The organism is Lacicoccus alkaliphilus DSM 16010, assembly GCF_900142805.1.
Classification (GTDB): Bacteria; Bacillota; Bacilli; order Staphylococcales; family Salinicoccaceae; genus Lacicoccus; species Lacicoccus alkaliphilus.
In genome coordinates, this window is the sequence record NZ_FRCF01000006.1 from 82,103 (window position 1) to 97,246 (window position 15,144).

At 48.2% G+C, this 15,144-nt stretch carries 16 protein-coding genes; 4 read left to right on the top strand and 12 right to left on the bottom strand.

The window, feature by feature from the left end:
• From BUA12_RS08320 to BUA12_RS08375, 12 genes are all read right to left on the bottom strand, one after another.
• The gene (locus tag BUA12_RS08320) at window positions 1-1,275 is read right to left on the bottom strand and encodes a TadA family conjugal transfer-associated ATPase (protein ID WP_245772781.1); all 1,275 of its coding nucleotides are present in this window, start codon (window positions 1,273-1,275) and stop codon (window positions 1-3) included.
• Window positions 1,276-1,409: 134 nt separating this feature from the next.
• Entirely contained in the window at window positions 1,410-2,159 is a 750-nt protein-coding gene (locus tag BUA12_RS08325) for a CpaE/TadZ family protein (protein ID WP_072710139.1), read from the bottom strand.
• 21 nt (window positions 2,160-2,180) lie between these two features.
• Window positions 2,181-3,158, bottom strand: a complete 978-nt coding sequence (gene cpaB, locus BUA12_RS08330; RefSeq protein ID WP_072710140.1) for a Flp pilus assembly protein CpaB — start codon at window positions 3,156-3,158, stop codon at window positions 2,181-2,183.
• A 10-nt stretch (window positions 3,159-3,168) separates the two neighbouring features.
• On the bottom strand, window positions 3,169-4,077 hold the full coding sequence (locus BUA12_RS08335; RefSeq protein WP_072710141.1) for a pilus assembly protein TadG-related protein: 909 nt from the start codon (window positions 4,075-4,077) through the stop codon (window positions 3,169-3,171).
• Between the two features lie 4 nt (window positions 4,078-4,081).
• Window positions 4,082-4,453, bottom strand: coding sequence for a TadE/TadG family type IV pilus assembly protein (locus BUA12_RS08340; RefSeq protein WP_245772782.1), 372 nt, complete (start codon window positions 4,451-4,453; stop codon window positions 4,082-4,084).
• Window positions 4,453-4,893 carry an A24 family peptidase gene (locus BUA12_RS08345; RefSeq protein WP_072710143.1) on the bottom strand — a complete coding sequence of 147 codons (441 nt, stop codon included), beginning with the start codon at window positions 4,891-4,893 and terminating at the stop codon, window positions 4,453-4,455. Before BUA12_RS08345 ends, BUA12_RS08340 begins: the two co-directional genes overlap by 1 nt.
• A gap of 86 nt (window positions 4,894-4,979) precedes the next feature.
• Entirely contained in the window at window positions 4,980-5,162 is a 183-nt protein-coding gene (locus BUA12_RS08350) for a Flp family type IVb pilin (RefSeq protein ID WP_072710144.1), read from the bottom strand.
• Window positions 5,163-5,217: 55 nt separating this feature from the next.
• Window positions 5,218-5,556 (bottom strand): DUF192 domain-containing protein, encoded by a 339-nt coding sequence (locus BUA12_RS08355; protein ID WP_072710145.1) that lies wholly within the window; start codon window positions 5,554-5,556, stop codon window positions 5,218-5,220.
• A 257-nt stretch (window positions 5,557-5,813) separates the two neighbouring features.
• A complete protein-coding gene (locus tag BUA12_RS08360) occupies window positions 5,814-6,056 on the bottom strand; it encodes a hypothetical protein (RefSeq protein ID WP_072710146.1) in 243 nt (80 codons plus the stop codon).
• A gap of 160 nt (window positions 6,057-6,216) precedes the next feature.
• Window positions 6,217-8,328, bottom strand: coding sequence for a LuxR C-terminal-related transcriptional regulator (locus BUA12_RS13195; protein ID WP_245772783.1), 2,112 nt, complete (start codon window positions 8,326-8,328; stop codon window positions 6,217-6,219).
• A gap of 609 nt (window positions 8,329-8,937) precedes the next feature.
• Entirely contained in the window at window positions 8,938-9,297 is a 360-nt protein-coding gene (locus tag BUA12_RS08370) for a rhodanese-like domain-containing protein (protein ID WP_072710148.1), read from the bottom strand.
• Window positions 9,298-9,348: 51 nt separating this feature from the next.
• Window positions 9,349-9,645, bottom strand: a complete 297-nt coding sequence (locus tag BUA12_RS08375; protein ID WP_072710149.1) for a rhodanese-like domain-containing protein — start codon at window positions 9,643-9,645, stop codon at window positions 9,349-9,351.
• 329 nt (window positions 9,646-9,974) lie between these two features.
• Here BUA12_RS08375 and BUA12_RS08380 point away from each other — a divergent pair, with 329 nt between their 5' ends.
• From BUA12_RS08380 to BUA12_RS08395, 4 genes are all read left to right on the top strand, one after another.
• On the top strand, window positions 9,975-10,664 hold the full coding sequence (locus tag BUA12_RS08380; RefSeq protein WP_072710150.1) for a FadR/GntR family transcriptional regulator: 690 nt from the start codon (window positions 9,975-9,977) through the stop codon (window positions 10,662-10,664).
• Window positions 10,665-10,885: 221 nt separating this feature from the next.
• Entirely contained in the window at window positions 10,886-12,655 is a 1,770-nt protein-coding gene (locus BUA12_RS08385; RefSeq protein ID WP_072710151.1) for an L-lactate permease, read from the top strand.
• Window positions 12,656-12,657: 2 nt separating this feature from the next.
• On the top strand, window positions 12,658-14,136 hold the full coding sequence (gene mqo, locus BUA12_RS08390) for a malate dehydrogenase (quinone) (RefSeq protein WP_072710178.1): 1,479 nt from the start codon (window positions 12,658-12,660) through the stop codon (window positions 14,134-14,136).
• Between the two features lie 229 nt (window positions 14,137-14,365).
• Window positions 14,366-15,130: a pirin family protein gene (locus BUA12_RS08395; RefSeq protein WP_072710152.1), complete on the top strand. Its 765-nt coding sequence runs from the start codon at window positions 14,366-14,368 to the stop codon at window positions 15,128-15,130.
• The last annotated feature ends 14 nt before the right edge of the window (window positions 15,131-15,144 follow it).

Genomic DNA, 15,144 nt, shown 5'->3' on the forward strand with positions numbered 1-15,144 from the left:
TCACTCCTTCTCCATGAATAGGGCAGCAGGCATCTGGATACCTTCCTGTTCAAGTTTTTCGTAGAATTGGGGACGGATGCCTGTTGGCATCAGCTTACCGATGATCTTTCCATCCTCACTGATACCGCTTTGCTTGAAGATGAATATATCCTGCAGAACGATGACATCCCCTTCCATACTCTGCACTTCCGTAATGCTGGTGATCCGCCTCGTCCCATCGTTGAGCCTGCTCTGCTGAATGATGACATGCAGGGCACCAGCAATCTGCTCACGGATGGCCTTGATCGGCAAATCCATGCCGGCCATAAGCACCATCGTTTCAAGCCGCGACACCATATCACGCGGACTGTTCGAGTGACCCGTTGCGAGTGAGCCGTCATGTCCGGTGTTCATCGCCTGAAGCATGTCGAGGGCCTCTCCACTCCGCACCTCACCAATGACGATACGGTCCGGACGCATACGGAGGGAGTTCCTTACCAGGTCCCTGATAGAGACGGCGCCTGTACCTTCGATGTTTGCCGGCCGTGTTTCGAGCGAGACCACATGTTCCTGGCCAAGTTGTAGTTCAGCTGCATCTTCAATGGTCACGATACGGTCTTCATTGGAAATGAAAGAAGATAATACATTCAATGTCGTCGTCTTGCCGGAACCCGTACCACCGCTCACGAAAATATTGAGTTTGCCTTCCACACAGGCCTGGATGAATGCTGCCATCTCTTCGGTCAATGTACCGAAGCGGATGAGGTCATGTATCGTAAATGGGTCTTTCGCAAATTTCCTGATTGTGATTGTCGGCCCTCCAAGTGCAAGCGGGGGAATGATTGCATTGACACGCGAACCGTCCTTCAGTCGGGCATCCACCATCGGGCTGCTTTCATCCACCCTCCTTCCAAGCGGCGAGAGAATTTTTTCAAGTACCGCCATGACATGGTCATCATCCCTGAAAGTGACATCCGTCAAGGATAATTTCCCCTTGCGTTCCGCATAGACGTGTTTCGGTCCATTGACCATCACCTCCGAGACATCTTCGTCCAGAAGCAGTGGGTTGATCGGACCATAGCCTGTCAGATCATTATTCAGTTCAGCCTTCAGTTTCTCGATGTTCCTGATATTCTGGATATGGTCATTCTCCTGGAGGATATCCTGGATGATTTCATCCATGTCCAGGACGATGTCCTCAATATCCTCATCCTTGCGTTCTTTCAGGATGAACTTCAGTGTCAGATTTTTCAGCTCCAAGTATTCAGCATCAGGTTCATTGATGGTTTTAGGCACCGGCTTTCCCACTTTTTCCTGCTTTATTGGAGGTGGGCCAGCATCTGTCTGGTCTAATGGTATGACGTCCATCGGAGCATTTTTGTCAGAACTGATGTCATTATCACCTTTTGTCTGTAGTCTGGCTAAAAGGCTCATACTTCAATCACCTGCTTTCTGGCTTTCATCCCGTTAAGATGATTGGAGATCTTCCTGATGCTTTTCGAAAAACGGTGTCTCGGTCTGCTTGTTACAAAAGGGGCACCACGGTCCAGTGAATAGGATATTTCTTTCAATGCATAAGGCAGGTGGAATACCTTCTCCTGTGTCATCTTCAGATGGTCATGTAATTTCTTCGTTTCCATCAATGTGGGAATGGTATATTTATTGACAATAAGATTGGTCTTCTTCCCATGACCGAGTGCATCAAGCGTCTCCACCATGAGGCGCGTATTCTTCAGGGCAGCGATGCCCGGTGTTGTAACGACCATGATATGATCAGCCATATCCATCAGCACCATATTCTGTTCAGTCAGTCCATGGTGCGTTTCCACGATGATCAACTCGGCCTGGGATTTCAAATTTCTAATTGCCAGGGAGAGGTCCTCTGCATCCACGAGGTCAGCATACTCCGGGCGCATCGGTGCAGGAAGCAGCTTCACGCCTGAAGCGTGCATTGTGCAGAATGTATGGATATTCTTAAAATCATTGCGTTCAACTGCTTCCTTGATGCTGATGCCGGGTGTCAGATCGAGTGCCAGCGCCATATCACCGAATTGCAGATCGCCATCCACAAGTATCGTACGCTTCCCCTGAGCCTGCATCGTCAGGGCGAGGTTCGTCGCAACGACAGTTTTGCCCGCACCGCCCACTGCACTTGCCACCAATATGATTTCAGCGGTCATAGCCACCACACCTTTCTTATATCATTCATTCTCAAGCTTAATTATACGGCTGCTGATCCAGCCCTGATGTCCCGATTTCGTTTCCACATGCATCCAGACACGGCCGTCGATATCAGTCTCTTCTTCGTTCTTCGTGACGAGGGTGTCCCCTGCATCCACCACTGTAAGCACATCGGCTTCAAGGGAAGGGCCGCTTCTGACGTGTGCCCGCTCAGGGAGCACGATCATATCCGGTGAATCCGATGTTTCAGACGCGTTTTCGGATGCCTCTTCGCTTTGGGATTCGGATTCGTCTGCCGGCATTTCCGAAGCTTCAGCTTTTCCTTCAACGATATCTTCAGCAGTCTTCAATCTGCTGCTCAAAATCAGCTGCAGACTGCCCCGTCCACTCGCATCGACGACACCGACCGCATCTTCCTGTGTCATTTCCAGCGTCACAGCTACATATTCCGCTGCAGCTTCACCTTCTGCCTTTTCACTCATGCGCTGACCGACTGCCAGCACATTCACATCCGAAAATATTATTTCTGCAGGAGGCCCTGCTTCCGATCCCTCATCGGATGCTGAAAGTACCACATCCACCCGGTCTCCGGGTTCGATCATGTTGGATACAGATTTTACATAGTCCACACTGACCGATACAGCCCTGTACCCCTCAGCCACTTTTTTGGATACCATATCCGCCTGCTCCTCCTGTTCGATGCGCTGAGTGAGCAACACTTCACCCGAAGCAAGTGATGCGTTTGTGTATTCCCCGATCGCTTTACTTTTGTCCCTGATCGCGGAAGGATGCATTTCCGATTCGCGCACTTCAATCATTTTAAGGTTTTCCTCTGTAAGCTGCATGTTCTCTTCGATATCCACAGCGACAGCAACCACCTGGGTCATCACAGGCTGCTCCGTCTCGGTCGCGCCAGTCTGCTGCATGAATATGTAGAAGGCGCCTGTCGTGAGCAACCCGGACAGTATCGCCAGCATCAATATTTTTTTCGGTTTCATTACATTCCACCTACCGTGTCAATTTAATCGTGTATGCACCACGGTCCAGTGGTGCGTCTGAATCTGATTCTCCCGCTCCGACCCTCTTGATGAAGATGCCGCTGATCGAGTCATCATTCGAGTCCATCGGATTAGCAAGATAAAAATAGGCAAACCCTGTTATTTCCACACTTTTGACTTGTTTCCCACCATCACCCAGCGGTTTGTATACCGGGATCAGCATGATCCTCGAACAGTCCCGCTGTTGGTAGTCTCCAGCCGGATAAGGACAGTTGTTTATTCTGTAGTTGACGCCTTCTCTGGTTGCTCCAGCGATGTTGCCGGTCTGGGTGTTGATGACATCCCCTACTTTGAGTTTTTCATCAAAGCCATATTTGAGGGATTCCCCATATGATTTCGCTCCAGGGCCATCCAATGCCAGTATGCCGAAGTTCCCCGTCTCGGAATCTCCTGCATCCACCTTCAATGTATAGGTGTCCCCATAGACGATCTCCATCGATTCATCCAACCCCAGCGGCACAGTACCAACGCCTGCCGTCATGGCGTGCAATCCGGCTTTTGCATCAGCACCGATCATTACGCTGTTGAGTCCAAACAATGATGAAAAGAAGAGAGGGACTTCCCGTCCGACTCCGACATGGAGTTGGGTGTCACCTTCCATATTGGAGAAGAGGAGACTGTCGGATTCCCCGTGACTTGTGAGGATTTCATCCACTACCTGGTTCACCTTCCCACTCGAGTTGGGCAGTTCCTGCGCTCCTGAAAGTGCTGCAGCATTTGCCGTCTTCTGCAAGTGGCTTTTTGTGATGTAGAGTTGTCCTCCATCGACGACAAGGCCAAGCATTGCAAGTGCGAGCATCATACCGAGTATCATGAGGAGAAAGGCGTTTCCCTCCTCCTTTTTTAAAAAGAATCTCATTCCATCACTCCACCCTCGTCGTCGAACTTGTTTTCACCGTGAAAGGAATGGCATAGTCCCCAAGCGGATTGAAAATCTGCTCAGGGTAGGTGATTTCCACGGTGACATAAGTTCCCGGGTCTTTTTCTCCTGCCGGAGACACACTTACGCTGAGTTGTGATGCATCACCTGCATTAAAATTGTCGATTGCATAGGACCTCACCATCTCATCCGACTCCCCAAGACCCGCCATGCGTGCTGCGTCCTGGGTCACGAGTTCCAACTGCAGCTGGGAATGGACGGCCCGCCCGAAATCGACAACACCGATGAGCAGAAAAAAGATAAGGGGCACAAGAATCGCGAATTCCACAGTCGATTGGCCACTCTCACGTTTCATCATAAAAACTCCACATCCATCAGGAGTGCCATGGCGGCGCCTCCAGCAATAGCGACTCCGTAAGGCATGCCTACGCCAAGTGATTTTTTGAAGCCGCCACGCATCACAATGACTAAAATTGCGAGCATCGCTCCGATGACTGCCGTATATATGAACGATTCCAGAACAAAGCCACTGCCTTTGAGTGCGCCGATTAGGCCGAGCAGTTTGACATCACCTGCTCCCATCCCGCCCAGAATATAAGGGATGAGCAGAAGTGCAAATCCAGCAGCAAATCCGAGTAAAGATTCGCCGAGGCCACTGATACCTTCAATTGCGATGTTCATACCAAATGCAATCAACAGCGAGGGGAATATTACTTTGTTGTATATTTTCCTTTTGCGGAGATCTGTGACTACACAGACTGCAAGGACGACAATCAAAAAGATATTAATCAGCATACATCCTCATCCTTCCATTCAATCTTTTTATAAAAAAACAGACCCATCAACGAATATGGGTCTGCAGAAGAAGTGCTTAAGGTGTCTTAAGCGCCACCGATTGCGCCTGTTATCGAGTCGACGATATTTTGAAAAATAGCAGTGAATTGATCTGTAAGCAGTGCAAAAGCAACGACGATTACGACAACGAGCATTCCCAAAATCAGACCGTATTCCGTCATGCCCTGTCCTTCTTCTTCTAAAAATAAACCGTTAATGAAATTCATCATATGTATTTCCTCCTCAATTATATTGGCGTGCTTCCAAGTTACAGTGCGATATCCGTTAAACAAACCCGATGGTGTCACCAGTTGAGATTTCATTTCCAAGCGTTCCTGCAGGCAATTCGATGACCGAACGGGCTTTTTTGAACCTTCCGCCAATCTTTCCTGGTTTCAGGCACTTTTCAATTCCGACCACTTCGTTTTCTTCATTTACATAGATGACATCAATATCGAATTTCATGAAGAAAGTATGTATTGAACTGCAGGGCTGAAGATGAAGTGCTGCATCCGGGCTCATGTCCTTTTTGAACATAAGTCCTTTGAACCTGGACCAAAAATCATGTGCCTGCTTTATATCACTTGCGATGACGCTACCTGTTGTACAATTGATCAGCTGCATCTGAATGAAGTCTCCTTTGGTGCCCCAGCGTTTTGCTGTGCGGTTTACAATTAATAGTATGTCTTTAAAATTGCTATGGAGATATCCCCCATCATTCTTATTTTGAGATGCAGGCGTCCGAGTAAGAACATCTTCCTATAAAGGTAGGAGTGGAGTCCTACCGGCATGAATCTGGGTGTATTTCTCGGGGACGAATGTAAAAAGACAGGGAATGTGTTCACATTCCCTGTCTTTTAGACGTTTTACAATTTCATTTGTCATGGGCCAATTTCAAACTCTGTGGATGCTTCCGGCTCCCGATAACGGTAAAGATCATCCCCGGGTCCTTGAAGCTGTTCAATGATGCCCTGCTTCTTAAACAGGGCGATGACCGGTTCCAAATTCTCTCTGGTTTCGCCCAGACGCACTGCAAGGTCGTCGAGCGAATGGGTGGACTGTGGATTGGATTGAAACAACATCAAACATTCCATTTGTAAAGGGAGGATCATCCTGTTATTCATCCCTTCGCCTCCTCTAATCTGGCAATCGTCCTCCCAGCTGGGTGTCAATCACCTTTTTTGTACCTCATATCATAATTTAAATGTGGGTGCGTCCTAATAATAACCGGCTTTCATTAAACAGTATATCCGCTTCTGGTCCCATTTGCTCAGGTCGTATCTTCTAATGTGAGTGTATTGTCCTATATACTTTTGAAATGGCATTCGCCCTGTCTGATACACCAAGCTTATGAAAGATTTTTGTGACATGATTTTTTACTGTATGCGTACTGATGTACAATAACTCTGCAATTTCCTGATTGGTCTTTCCTTCCGAGATAAGTATGAGCACTTCACGTTCCCTTGGTGAAAGGTTTTTCATCTTTTTGACTGCCCCGGAGACCGCCTTGGCTTCCCCGCTTTCGGAGACATCAGATAAATCGAATTCAGACTCAGTGACATGAGTCGTTCTCACCAGCGAGGAGAATATTTCAAACACTTCTGAATCCATTTTTTCCAGGCGGGCTGCATCCTCAGTGCTCTGCTTTATGGCATAAACAAGGCAGAGGGCATAAATGTAGCCCGCGGTCCCCCATCCCCCTACAGCTGTGTCAGAAGAATCTTCTGGATTAAGTATGGCATTTCCTGTTTCCATTATTGATGCGGCCTCACTGTCAGGAAACATTTTATGCACAAAAGAGGGTGAGTAATAGGAAAGCTGGCATGCCAGTACTACAGATTTTGCGATTTCTGAAGAAGACTCCAACCGGCCGGTTATGACTGCTGCAAGTTCAGCGCTTTCCTTCGAGCGTCTGTAAGCCTCCCCATCGAACTCGGACACTGCCAAATGCAGGGCTTCGGCTTTCTGTTCCTGTATACCATTGTCACTCCGTTCTGCAAGTTGAAGTGAGACACTTCCGATGATGGAGAGCGTCTGCAAAAAAGCGAGGTTTTCCTCCATCCCCGTGTTTCCCGCCCCGGGCACAGCTACAGAGAGTATTCCCATCATTTCACGACCATATGAAAGTGGGCATTCAATCACTTCCCTGCCGTTTGGCATCACTTCAATCTGTGGCTCATTGGTTTCACCTGCGGGAAATCGGGACAGGTGGGCAGTCCGTTCCATTATGCTTTTCACGTACTCATTGATATCCCCCTTGTAATTGCCGCGGGTGATCAGCCGGCCTGTATCATTTTCCCTGTCTTTGATGACGATGGATGAGAAAGCCCCTTCTACAAGGTTGATGCTTATATCAAGTAAAATGAGGATCGTGCGTCTCGGGTCCGGTGTTGAAGCCATCAGGCTGCCTATATCAATGAGTGAAGTCAGCCGGCTCAGCTGTTGGGAATTCTCCCGGCGCAATCCCTTGATGGTCAGGCTGGATTCCACGAGCGTCGCAATCGTTTGTGCTGTGTTTTTGGTGGAGTCGGTAACTCTCCCCTTGGTGAAGCTGCCGCCAAATAGTACAGAGTGTGTGTCATCATGTATTTCCAATAAATCTGTAAAGAGGAACATCGGCTGCTTATCCAGGGAAGAAAAAAGTCTGGAGCGTCTGTCCCCGGAGATTTCTTCCCAGTATAACCTTTCCCCTGTCAGGGCGGTTCTGCCCAAAAATCCTTCTCCTGCAAGAAACCGGGCGCCTTGGAGCGCCCCCTCCTCCTCTCCTTTTATTTTTGTAATAGTATATATATCTTCTCCCGTCTGTTCAGCCAAGCCCAGGAACTCAATATCCCCCCCTGCAGCGATCACTTGTGAGAACAATTCGATGACCGGGTCTTTCGTGGTCTGTATATGACTTCTCCACTCGTCGGTGAAAATTTCGGTCACGGGGGTCACTTCTTCATGTCGAAGACACAATGAAGCTATTTGTGCCACTTTCTCGATCAGTCCCAACCATTCATCCTTATTCGCCTCGGCCAGTATAGGGGTGGGGCGTTCCCTGTCAGGATCGCTTTCATCCAGTAGTTGTTTTGAATCCTTATCTCCTTCCACCAGAACACCCGCCCATAAATAATAGGATGGGCTTTCGTCGGTAGGTACCGGGGAAGCCATTATAAACAGACCTGATTGAATCTCATAAGTGAGCGCTTTGCTGAGGCTTTCATTATGCATAAGGATTGAGCGGATTTCACACAGAAGCTCCTCCTCTTTTCCCAACAGTCTTTTACACAGGATGAGATCATCTTCTGCTGAAGTGATCACTTCCCCTTTACTGTCTGTCAGAAAAAAAGTGAGGCCATACTGGGTGGCAAAAGTCTTCTGCACTTTTTCAATCAATTCAATCGAAGAAATCATAGTCCCCCTGCCTTTCATGCTGATTTTCCTGAATGTTTCAAGGTCACTCGTTTTTATTTATCGTTCTTCTATATTTAAATAACCGGCAGGGAGCCATAAAGAAGGTCAGAATCAAGTTCAGCTTTCTTTATACTAAAGAAATGAATTGAGAAGCAACATCGCAATGTTTTAAGCCAGTAATTGTAAAGATCATATGAAATGAATTTACTTCTAGGACCCCCGAAGCATTTATCTGCCGGTTAAAATAATGTTTTTATCATATACGTCCCATAACGGCATTTATAAATACCATGAAGCAAGCATATTATTAAATAAATATCCAAAATTCAAAAAGTTATTCATTTAATAATAGATGAACCATTTAGATTAATCGACTATTAAGATACAGAATAATATAAAAATATTCATATTGGAAGGCCTTACGCTTTTTTAAACATACGATTTCCTGTTTCTCCTCAAAACTTCTGCGTCGGACCATTAAAAAACCTCCTAAGTCTACAGATTTTAAATTTTATCTGTAAACCTAGGAGGTCACACCTTATAAGGGGGCCGGGTTTTAAAATTAATGATGAATCCCAAAAAAATAGATACATGCAGGGCTGAATCGGCCTATGACCAGCTGCTCATTCCGCCCCTGACATTGTAGATCTTGTTGAAGCCCATCTTCTTGAGCATTTTTGAAGCTCTCGCACTTCTCATACCGCTCTGGCAGATGACGACGACTTCCTTGTCCTTATCCAGCTTATCCGCCTTGCCTGAAAGGCTCTGAAGTGGAATATTTTTGAAAGGTTCACGGTGGTTGGCCTTATACTCACCCGGCGTACGCACGTCGATGAATTGGACATCCTTATCATTGAACTTACTCTTAGCATCCTCCACGCTGATATTGGTGATGCCCTTCGCCGGCATGAAACGGCTGGCGATCAATACGACGATTACGGCGATTAAAATCCATGTGATCAAATCCATTATGAGTCACTCCTGAACATTCATATTTTGAAGGCTTGTGAGGCGAGGGGGCTATTCTGTCTTTCCTTCCCATTTGGACATGCCGTCTTCCATATTCGTGACATCATAGCCTTTAAGGGAAAGTATTCCACTTGCTTTGCTGCCTCTTCTGCCTGCGTTGCATGTGACATAATGATGTTGGTCCTTGTCGATTTCGTCCAGACGTTCTTCAAGTTCGCCCAGCGGGATATGTTTTGCACCCGGGATCTTCCCTTCGGCGACTTCATTGTCTTCCCTGACGTCAATGATGTTCACCTCTTCTCCTGAAGTCAACTTCTGATTGAGTTCTTTCGCGGTAATCCGTTTCATTTTAAATACCTCCAAATTTTTGAATATAGGATGACTTTATCCATAAGCAGAGTCCAACACTGACCGGTGTCATGAATGGAATGCTCAATGATCCGTTTGTAACGATTATATACCTTCAGGGTATATTATCAAGCGTGATGCATCATTTGTTCAAGCCTTAGCCGGGTCCTGGACCGAAGCAGCCAGGGGCTGATGCATGCAGATCATTACAGCTTTCAACTTTCTCCGTATAATATCCCTTCTGTCTTGCAATGATCGTATGGACTGCCGAAAATGATATTCGAATATGCTATGATTAACATTAAATAAGACTAGCGGAAGTGATGGAAATGGGCATAAAAAGGAAAAAAGTATATGAAGAAATAGTGGACATCATCATGACGGATATAAAATCGGGTGAGATGAAACCGGGCGACAGGCTGCCTTCCATCACGGATATGGCAAAGACATATCAGGTGTCTTCCGCCTCTGTCAGGGAAGCGTTGAACAGTCTCAGGGTCATGGATATCGTGGAAGTGAAACATGGCCAGGGGTCGTTCATCAAGGAAAAGATGCCGCTCGGTTTTGAGCAGAACTTTGAGATCATCACCCGTTCGGATATAGAAAACCTTTTGGAGTTGAGGAAGATCATCGAAGTGGGCAGCGCGAGGGCGGCTTCACAAAAGGCCGGTAAGGAAGGCCTCCGGAAAATCAGGGCGGCACTGGATAAGATGTGGGCGGCCCTGGAAAACAATGACCTTGGTGAACAGGCGGATTATGAATTTCATATCAGCATCGCGGAAGCGACGGGCAATCCGCTGCTGGTCACCCTGCTCGAAGATGTGTCGGAAACGATGATCCGCACGATGAAGGAAACGCGGCGGATCTGGCTGTATGAAGAGCAGAAATCCATCCAGAAGATTCATAATGAACATGAACTGATTTACGAAGCCATTCAGGCAGGTGATGAAGAAGAGGTTGCGAAGCATATGTACAATCATCTCATCGGGGTGGAAGATGTGCTGCTGGAGCATTACTGAGGAAGGGGATCCTTAATGAACCAATAAAAACAGGTCGGCTGAAAATTTAAGGCATCGTCATGAATTAGAACCTCCGATATAAGGATGTTCTAATTTTTTAATATCTGGCCAAAGTCCAGGTGACCCCCTTGACATATGGAAAGCGGTTACATATACTCGATATATCTTTAGGTCATCTGATGACCAGATGTCATAAGTTTTGGAAAGCAAGGGGGAGTTTCATGCTGGTCTTTTTAAGTCTGTTACCAATTTTATCGATATTTTTCTTTTTGGTCATTTTGAGGTGGTCGGCCAAAAAAGGGATGCTGTACAGTTTCATCCTCACGATTTTAATTGCCTTCTTCGGATGGCAGATGGGCGTCATAGAAATCGCCGCTGCTTCTTTAAAAGGGGTCATGACAGCGCTTGAAGTCGGTGTCATCGTATTCGGGGCGGTGTTATTGCTCAACATGATGAAGGTGAGCGGTGCCGTGGATACCATCCGTTCTTCATTCACAAGCATTTCACCGGACCGGAGGGTTCAGGCGATCATCGTCGCGTGGCTTTTCGGTACATTTCTGGAAGGTGCAGCAGGGTGGGGTGCACCTGCAACCATCGTCGGGCCGTTGCTGATCGCCCTTGGTTTTCCGGCACTCGCTGCCGTCATCATCGCACTGATGCTCCAGTCCACACCTGTGTCATACGGTGCCGTGGGCACTCCGATATTGGTCGGTGTCAATACGAGCGTTGAAAACCAGCCGGTGGTCAATGATTACCTGGCGCGTGAAGGCATGGAATTATCTCAGTTCATTTTCGACGTGGGCGCCCAGGTGTCCATATTCCATGCGATGATCGGCTTGTTCATCCCCCTGTTCATGTCGGCGATGCTGACCAGGTTCTTCGGGAAGAACAAAAGCTTCCTCGAAGGTCTGGCCGTCTGGCCGTTCGCCATTTTTGCCGGTCTCGCATTCGTCATACCCTACTCATTGACTGCAAACATGCTGGGGCCGGAATTCCCGTCACTCATCGGGGGGTTGGTTGGAATGCTGATCGTCATACCGCTTGCGAGGAAAGGATTCCTCATGCCGAAGGATACATTCGAATTCGAGTCACAGGATAAGTGGCCGTTGTCGTGGATGAGTGACATTTCAACTGAAGCGAACGCAAGCCGGAATATTTCAATGTCGAAGGCGTGGCTGCCATATGTACTTGTGGCACTGCTCCTCGTAGCCACCAGAATTGAAGCGCTCGGATTGAATGCGATCGTTTCCGCATGGCAGATATCATTCGATGACATATTGGGTACCGGAATCAACCACAGCCTCTCACCGTTGATGATCCCGGGGGTGGTCTTCATCCTGGTCGCCATCGCCACCGGATTCATCCACAAAGTGGATTTCAAAGGGATGGGCAGTGCGTTTAAAGTATCCTGGAAAACGATCCTGTCCGCCATGGCGGCGCTGATCGTTTCTGTGCCGCTCGTTCAGGTGTTCATCAACTCGGGCATCAATGATGCGGGATATGAATCGATGCCGCTGATTCTTGCCCATGCGGCTGCAGGATTGTTCGGGGACGGCTGGCCCCTGGTCTCCCCTGCCATAGGTGGACTGGGCGCCTTTGCAGCAGGCAGCAACACCGTCAGTAATATGATGTTCGGGCTGTTCCAGTTCGGGGTCGCGGATGAGATCGATGTGAGTCCGCTGGTCATCGTCTCACTGCAGGCGGTGGGTGGTGCTGCAGGGAATATGATCTGTGTCCATAATGTGGTGGCTGCGAGTGCGGCTGTAGGCCTGATAGGCAAAGAAGGTTCCGTCATCACCAAATTATTGATACCGACCGCATTTTACATCGTTTTTGCCGGAGCGATCGGCTATGCTTGGGTCAACAGCATCGGTTTCAATGCCGGCACCCTCATCATTGCGGTGATACTGCTCACCATCATCACAGGTATACTTTACTCTTATAAGAGAATGAGGAAAACAAAGGAAAGTTATAAATGGAAAGAAGGATGAATATGGATAATGCAAAACCTAAAAAAGTCATATTAATCGGTGCCGGCATCATGAGCGCAACATTCGGTACATTTTTGAAAAATGTGGAACCCGACTGGAACATCAAATTGTTCGAACGGCTGGATGCACCGGCAATGGAAAGTTCGCACGGACAGAATAACGCCGGCACGGGTCATGCGGCATTATGCGAGCTGAATTACACGGTCGAACAGGAAGACGGTTCTGTAGATATAGAGAAGGCCAAGGAAATCAATGAACAGTTCGAGATATCGATGCAATTCTGGTCCTATCTGGTCAGGAATCAACATATTGATGATCCCCGGGCTTTCATCCGTCCCCTGCCCCATATCAGTTTTGTATATGGCGAAGATAATGTGAATTTCCTGAAGAAGCGGTATGAAGCACTCTCCCCGCTTCCGATGTTCGAAAGCATGGAGTATTCCGAAGATCATGAGGTGCTGTCAGAATGGATGCCGCTGATGATGGAAGGACGCGCGGCCGAGGAACGTGTTGCGGCAAGCAGGATGGACGGCGGCACTGATGTCAACTTTGGTGAATTGACGCGGAAAATGATGGGTGATATCAACGGACATGAGAATGCCGAAGTCCACTACCGTCATGAAGTGGCTGATTTCAGGCAGATGAAGAACGGCCAGTGGGAAGTGAAGGTGCGGAATCTTGAAAATGATACGGTTGAATATCATACAGCGGACCACATCTTCATCGGTGCGGGGGGCCATGCCATCCCGCTGCTGCAGAAGACGGGCATACCGGAGAGCCGGCAGCTTGGTGGATTTCCGATCAGCGGCACGTTTCTGGTCTGCAACAACCCGGAAGTCGTCGACCGCCACGACGCGAAAGTATACGGCAAAGAGCCGAAGGGCACACCGCCGATGACGGTGCCCCACCTCGACAGGCGTTATCTGGAGGACAAGACAAGCTTGTTGTTCGGTCCATTTGCAGCGATCGGACCGAAGTTTCTGAAGGAAGGCTCCAATATGGATCTTTTCAGGTCCCTTAAATCGAATAATATACTGACGATGCTTTCTGCAGGTGCGAAAAATGGATCACTGGTCAAATATTCCATCCAGCAGGTGATGATGGATAAGGCAGACCGGATGAAGGAACTGCGCAAATTCGTGCCGGATGCAAAAGATGAGGATTGGGATCTGCATGTTGCCGGAAAACGCGTGCAGGTCATCAAGGATACCGAAGCACACGGCCGCGGATATATACAGTTTGGAACAGAAGTCGTGCATTCCGGGGACAATTCCGTCATCGCTTTGCTCGGGGAGTCGCCGGGCGCATCCGTCTCGGTATCGACGGCGCTCGAAGTCTTCGAGAAGAGCTTTTCCGAATACATTGACAAATGGACGCCGAAAATCCAGGAAATCATCCCTTCCTACGGTCGATCACTGATCGAAGACAGTGGACTACTGCAGGAAATAAGGGAATCCACCACCCGGGATCTGGAACTCTGAATATATGGACATTCATCCGTATCATCCAAAAGCCGGATGATGCGGGTTTTATTGTGTGCCGTCGCTGTACGGACAATCAAATTTGAACGCCTTGCCGGGGAACCTGTCAATTATAAAAAGGAATGATATGTGCCGGAAAAGGGTACGTGGAAAATAAAAGGAATGTGGCATCCTGAGTTTCACCACTCTGCCCATTCCTGTCAAGATGCCCTGATATAAGGAGGATTGCATGAATATATTAAGAAACGATCAATATTTCCGGTATGGTGATGAAGACTTCCGCGTCGGTACGAGGCGTCCGGGCCTGGCCTTCCAGGATTTCGCCCGTGAAGATTATGCTTTCGGCCCCCTCAGCCGCTTCGACCATGTGCATCTGGCCGAAGACTACCTCATAAAGATGCACCTGCATCATAATGATGAAATACTGAGTTATATTTACAAAGGTGAGATGCTCCACCGCGATACAGAGGACAACAAAGTACTGTTGACGCCGGACAGACTGATGGTGATGAATGCAGGACACGAGTTCCATCACGAAGAATCGACACCGCATGCAGACAATGAGATGCTGCAGATACTGATCCGTCCTGAAGAAGAAGATCTGCAGCCCGACGTGCAGTTTTGGGAGCGGGAAGTCAAGTCCGATTCCAAGTGGAACCTCATCGCCGGTCCCCGATCAATGAATCCGCCGATGGTGGTGCGCAATGAAGTTGCTGTATTTGATTTGCATGGCAAAGCGGGCGATGAAATCCGGATTCCAACCGAGGCGTCGATGACACCGTGGCTGTACGTCATGGACGGGCGCACTGAAGTTTCGGGTGAACCGCTTGATAAGGGCGATGGCATCACAGGCAGTGCTGACGAATTGAAGACTGTGAAGCTGAACGAAGATGCAACCCTCGTGTTGTTCCTGGTGGAACTTGATGCACCGATGACGCTGAAAGGCAACTTCAGCGGCCATAAACGCAACAGTATGAAGCGGTATCAGAAATAGAAGCGGTTCATAAA

What these genes read in the sequence shown, in the direction of transcription:
- BUA12_RS08360 (WP_072710146.1), bottom strand. Translation starts at nt 6,056, where the DNA reads ATGAATAACAGGATGATCCTCCCTTTACAAATGGAATGTTTGATGTTG.
- BUA12_RS08380 (WP_072710150.1), top strand. Translation starts at nt 9,975, where the DNA reads ATGGGCATAAAAAGGAAAAAAGTATATGAAGAAATAGTGGACATCATC.
- BUA12_RS08350 (WP_072710144.1), bottom strand. Translation starts at nt 5,162, where the DNA reads ATGATGAATTTCATTAACGGTTTATTTTTAGAAGAAGAAGGACAGGGC.
- mqo (WP_072710178.1), top strand. Translation starts at nt 12,658, where the DNA reads ATGGATAATGCAAAACCTAAAAAAGTCATATTAATCGGTGCCGGCATC.
- BUA12_RS13195 (WP_245772783.1), bottom strand. Translation starts at nt 8,328, where the DNA reads ATGATTTCTTCGATTGAATTGATTGAAAAAGTGCAGAAGACTTTTGCC.
- BUA12_RS08345 (WP_072710143.1), bottom strand. Translation starts at nt 4,893, where the DNA reads ATGCTGATTAATATCTTTTTGATTGTCGTCCTTGCAGTCTGTGTAGTC.
- BUA12_RS08375 (WP_072710149.1), bottom strand. Translation starts at nt 9,645, where the DNA reads ATGAAACGGATTACCGCGAAAGAACTCAATCAGAAGTTGACTTCAGGA.
- BUA12_RS08325 (WP_072710139.1), bottom strand. Translation starts at nt 2,159, where the DNA reads ATGACCGCTGAAATCATATTGGTGGCAAGTGCAGTGGGCGGTGCGGGC.
- cpaB (WP_072710140.1), bottom strand. Translation starts at nt 3,158, where the DNA reads ATGAAACCGAAAAAAATATTGATGCTGGCGATACTGTCCGGGTTGCTC.
- BUA12_RS08355 (WP_072710145.1), bottom strand. Translation starts at nt 5,556, where the DNA reads ATGCAGCTGATCAATTGTACAACAGGTAGCGTCATCGCAAGTGATATA.
- BUA12_RS08335 (WP_072710141.1), bottom strand. Translation starts at nt 4,077, where the DNA reads ATGAGATTCTTTTTAAAAAAGGAGGAGGGAAACGCCTTTCTCCTCATG.
- BUA12_RS08340 (WP_245772782.1), bottom strand. Translation starts at nt 4,453, where the DNA reads ATGAAACGTGAGAGTGGCCAATCGACTGTGGAATTCGCGATTCTTGTG.
- BUA12_RS08370 (WP_072710148.1), bottom strand. Translation starts at nt 9,297, where the DNA reads ATGGATTTGATCACATGGATTTTAATCGCCGTAATCGTCGTATTGATC.
- BUA12_RS08395 (WP_072710152.1), top strand. Translation starts at nt 14,366, where the DNA reads ATGAATATATTAAGAAACGATCAATATTTCCGGTATGGTGATGAAGAC.
- BUA12_RS08385 (WP_072710151.1), top strand. Translation starts at nt 10,886, where the DNA reads ATGCTGGTCTTTTTAAGTCTGTTACCAATTTTATCGATATTTTTCTTT.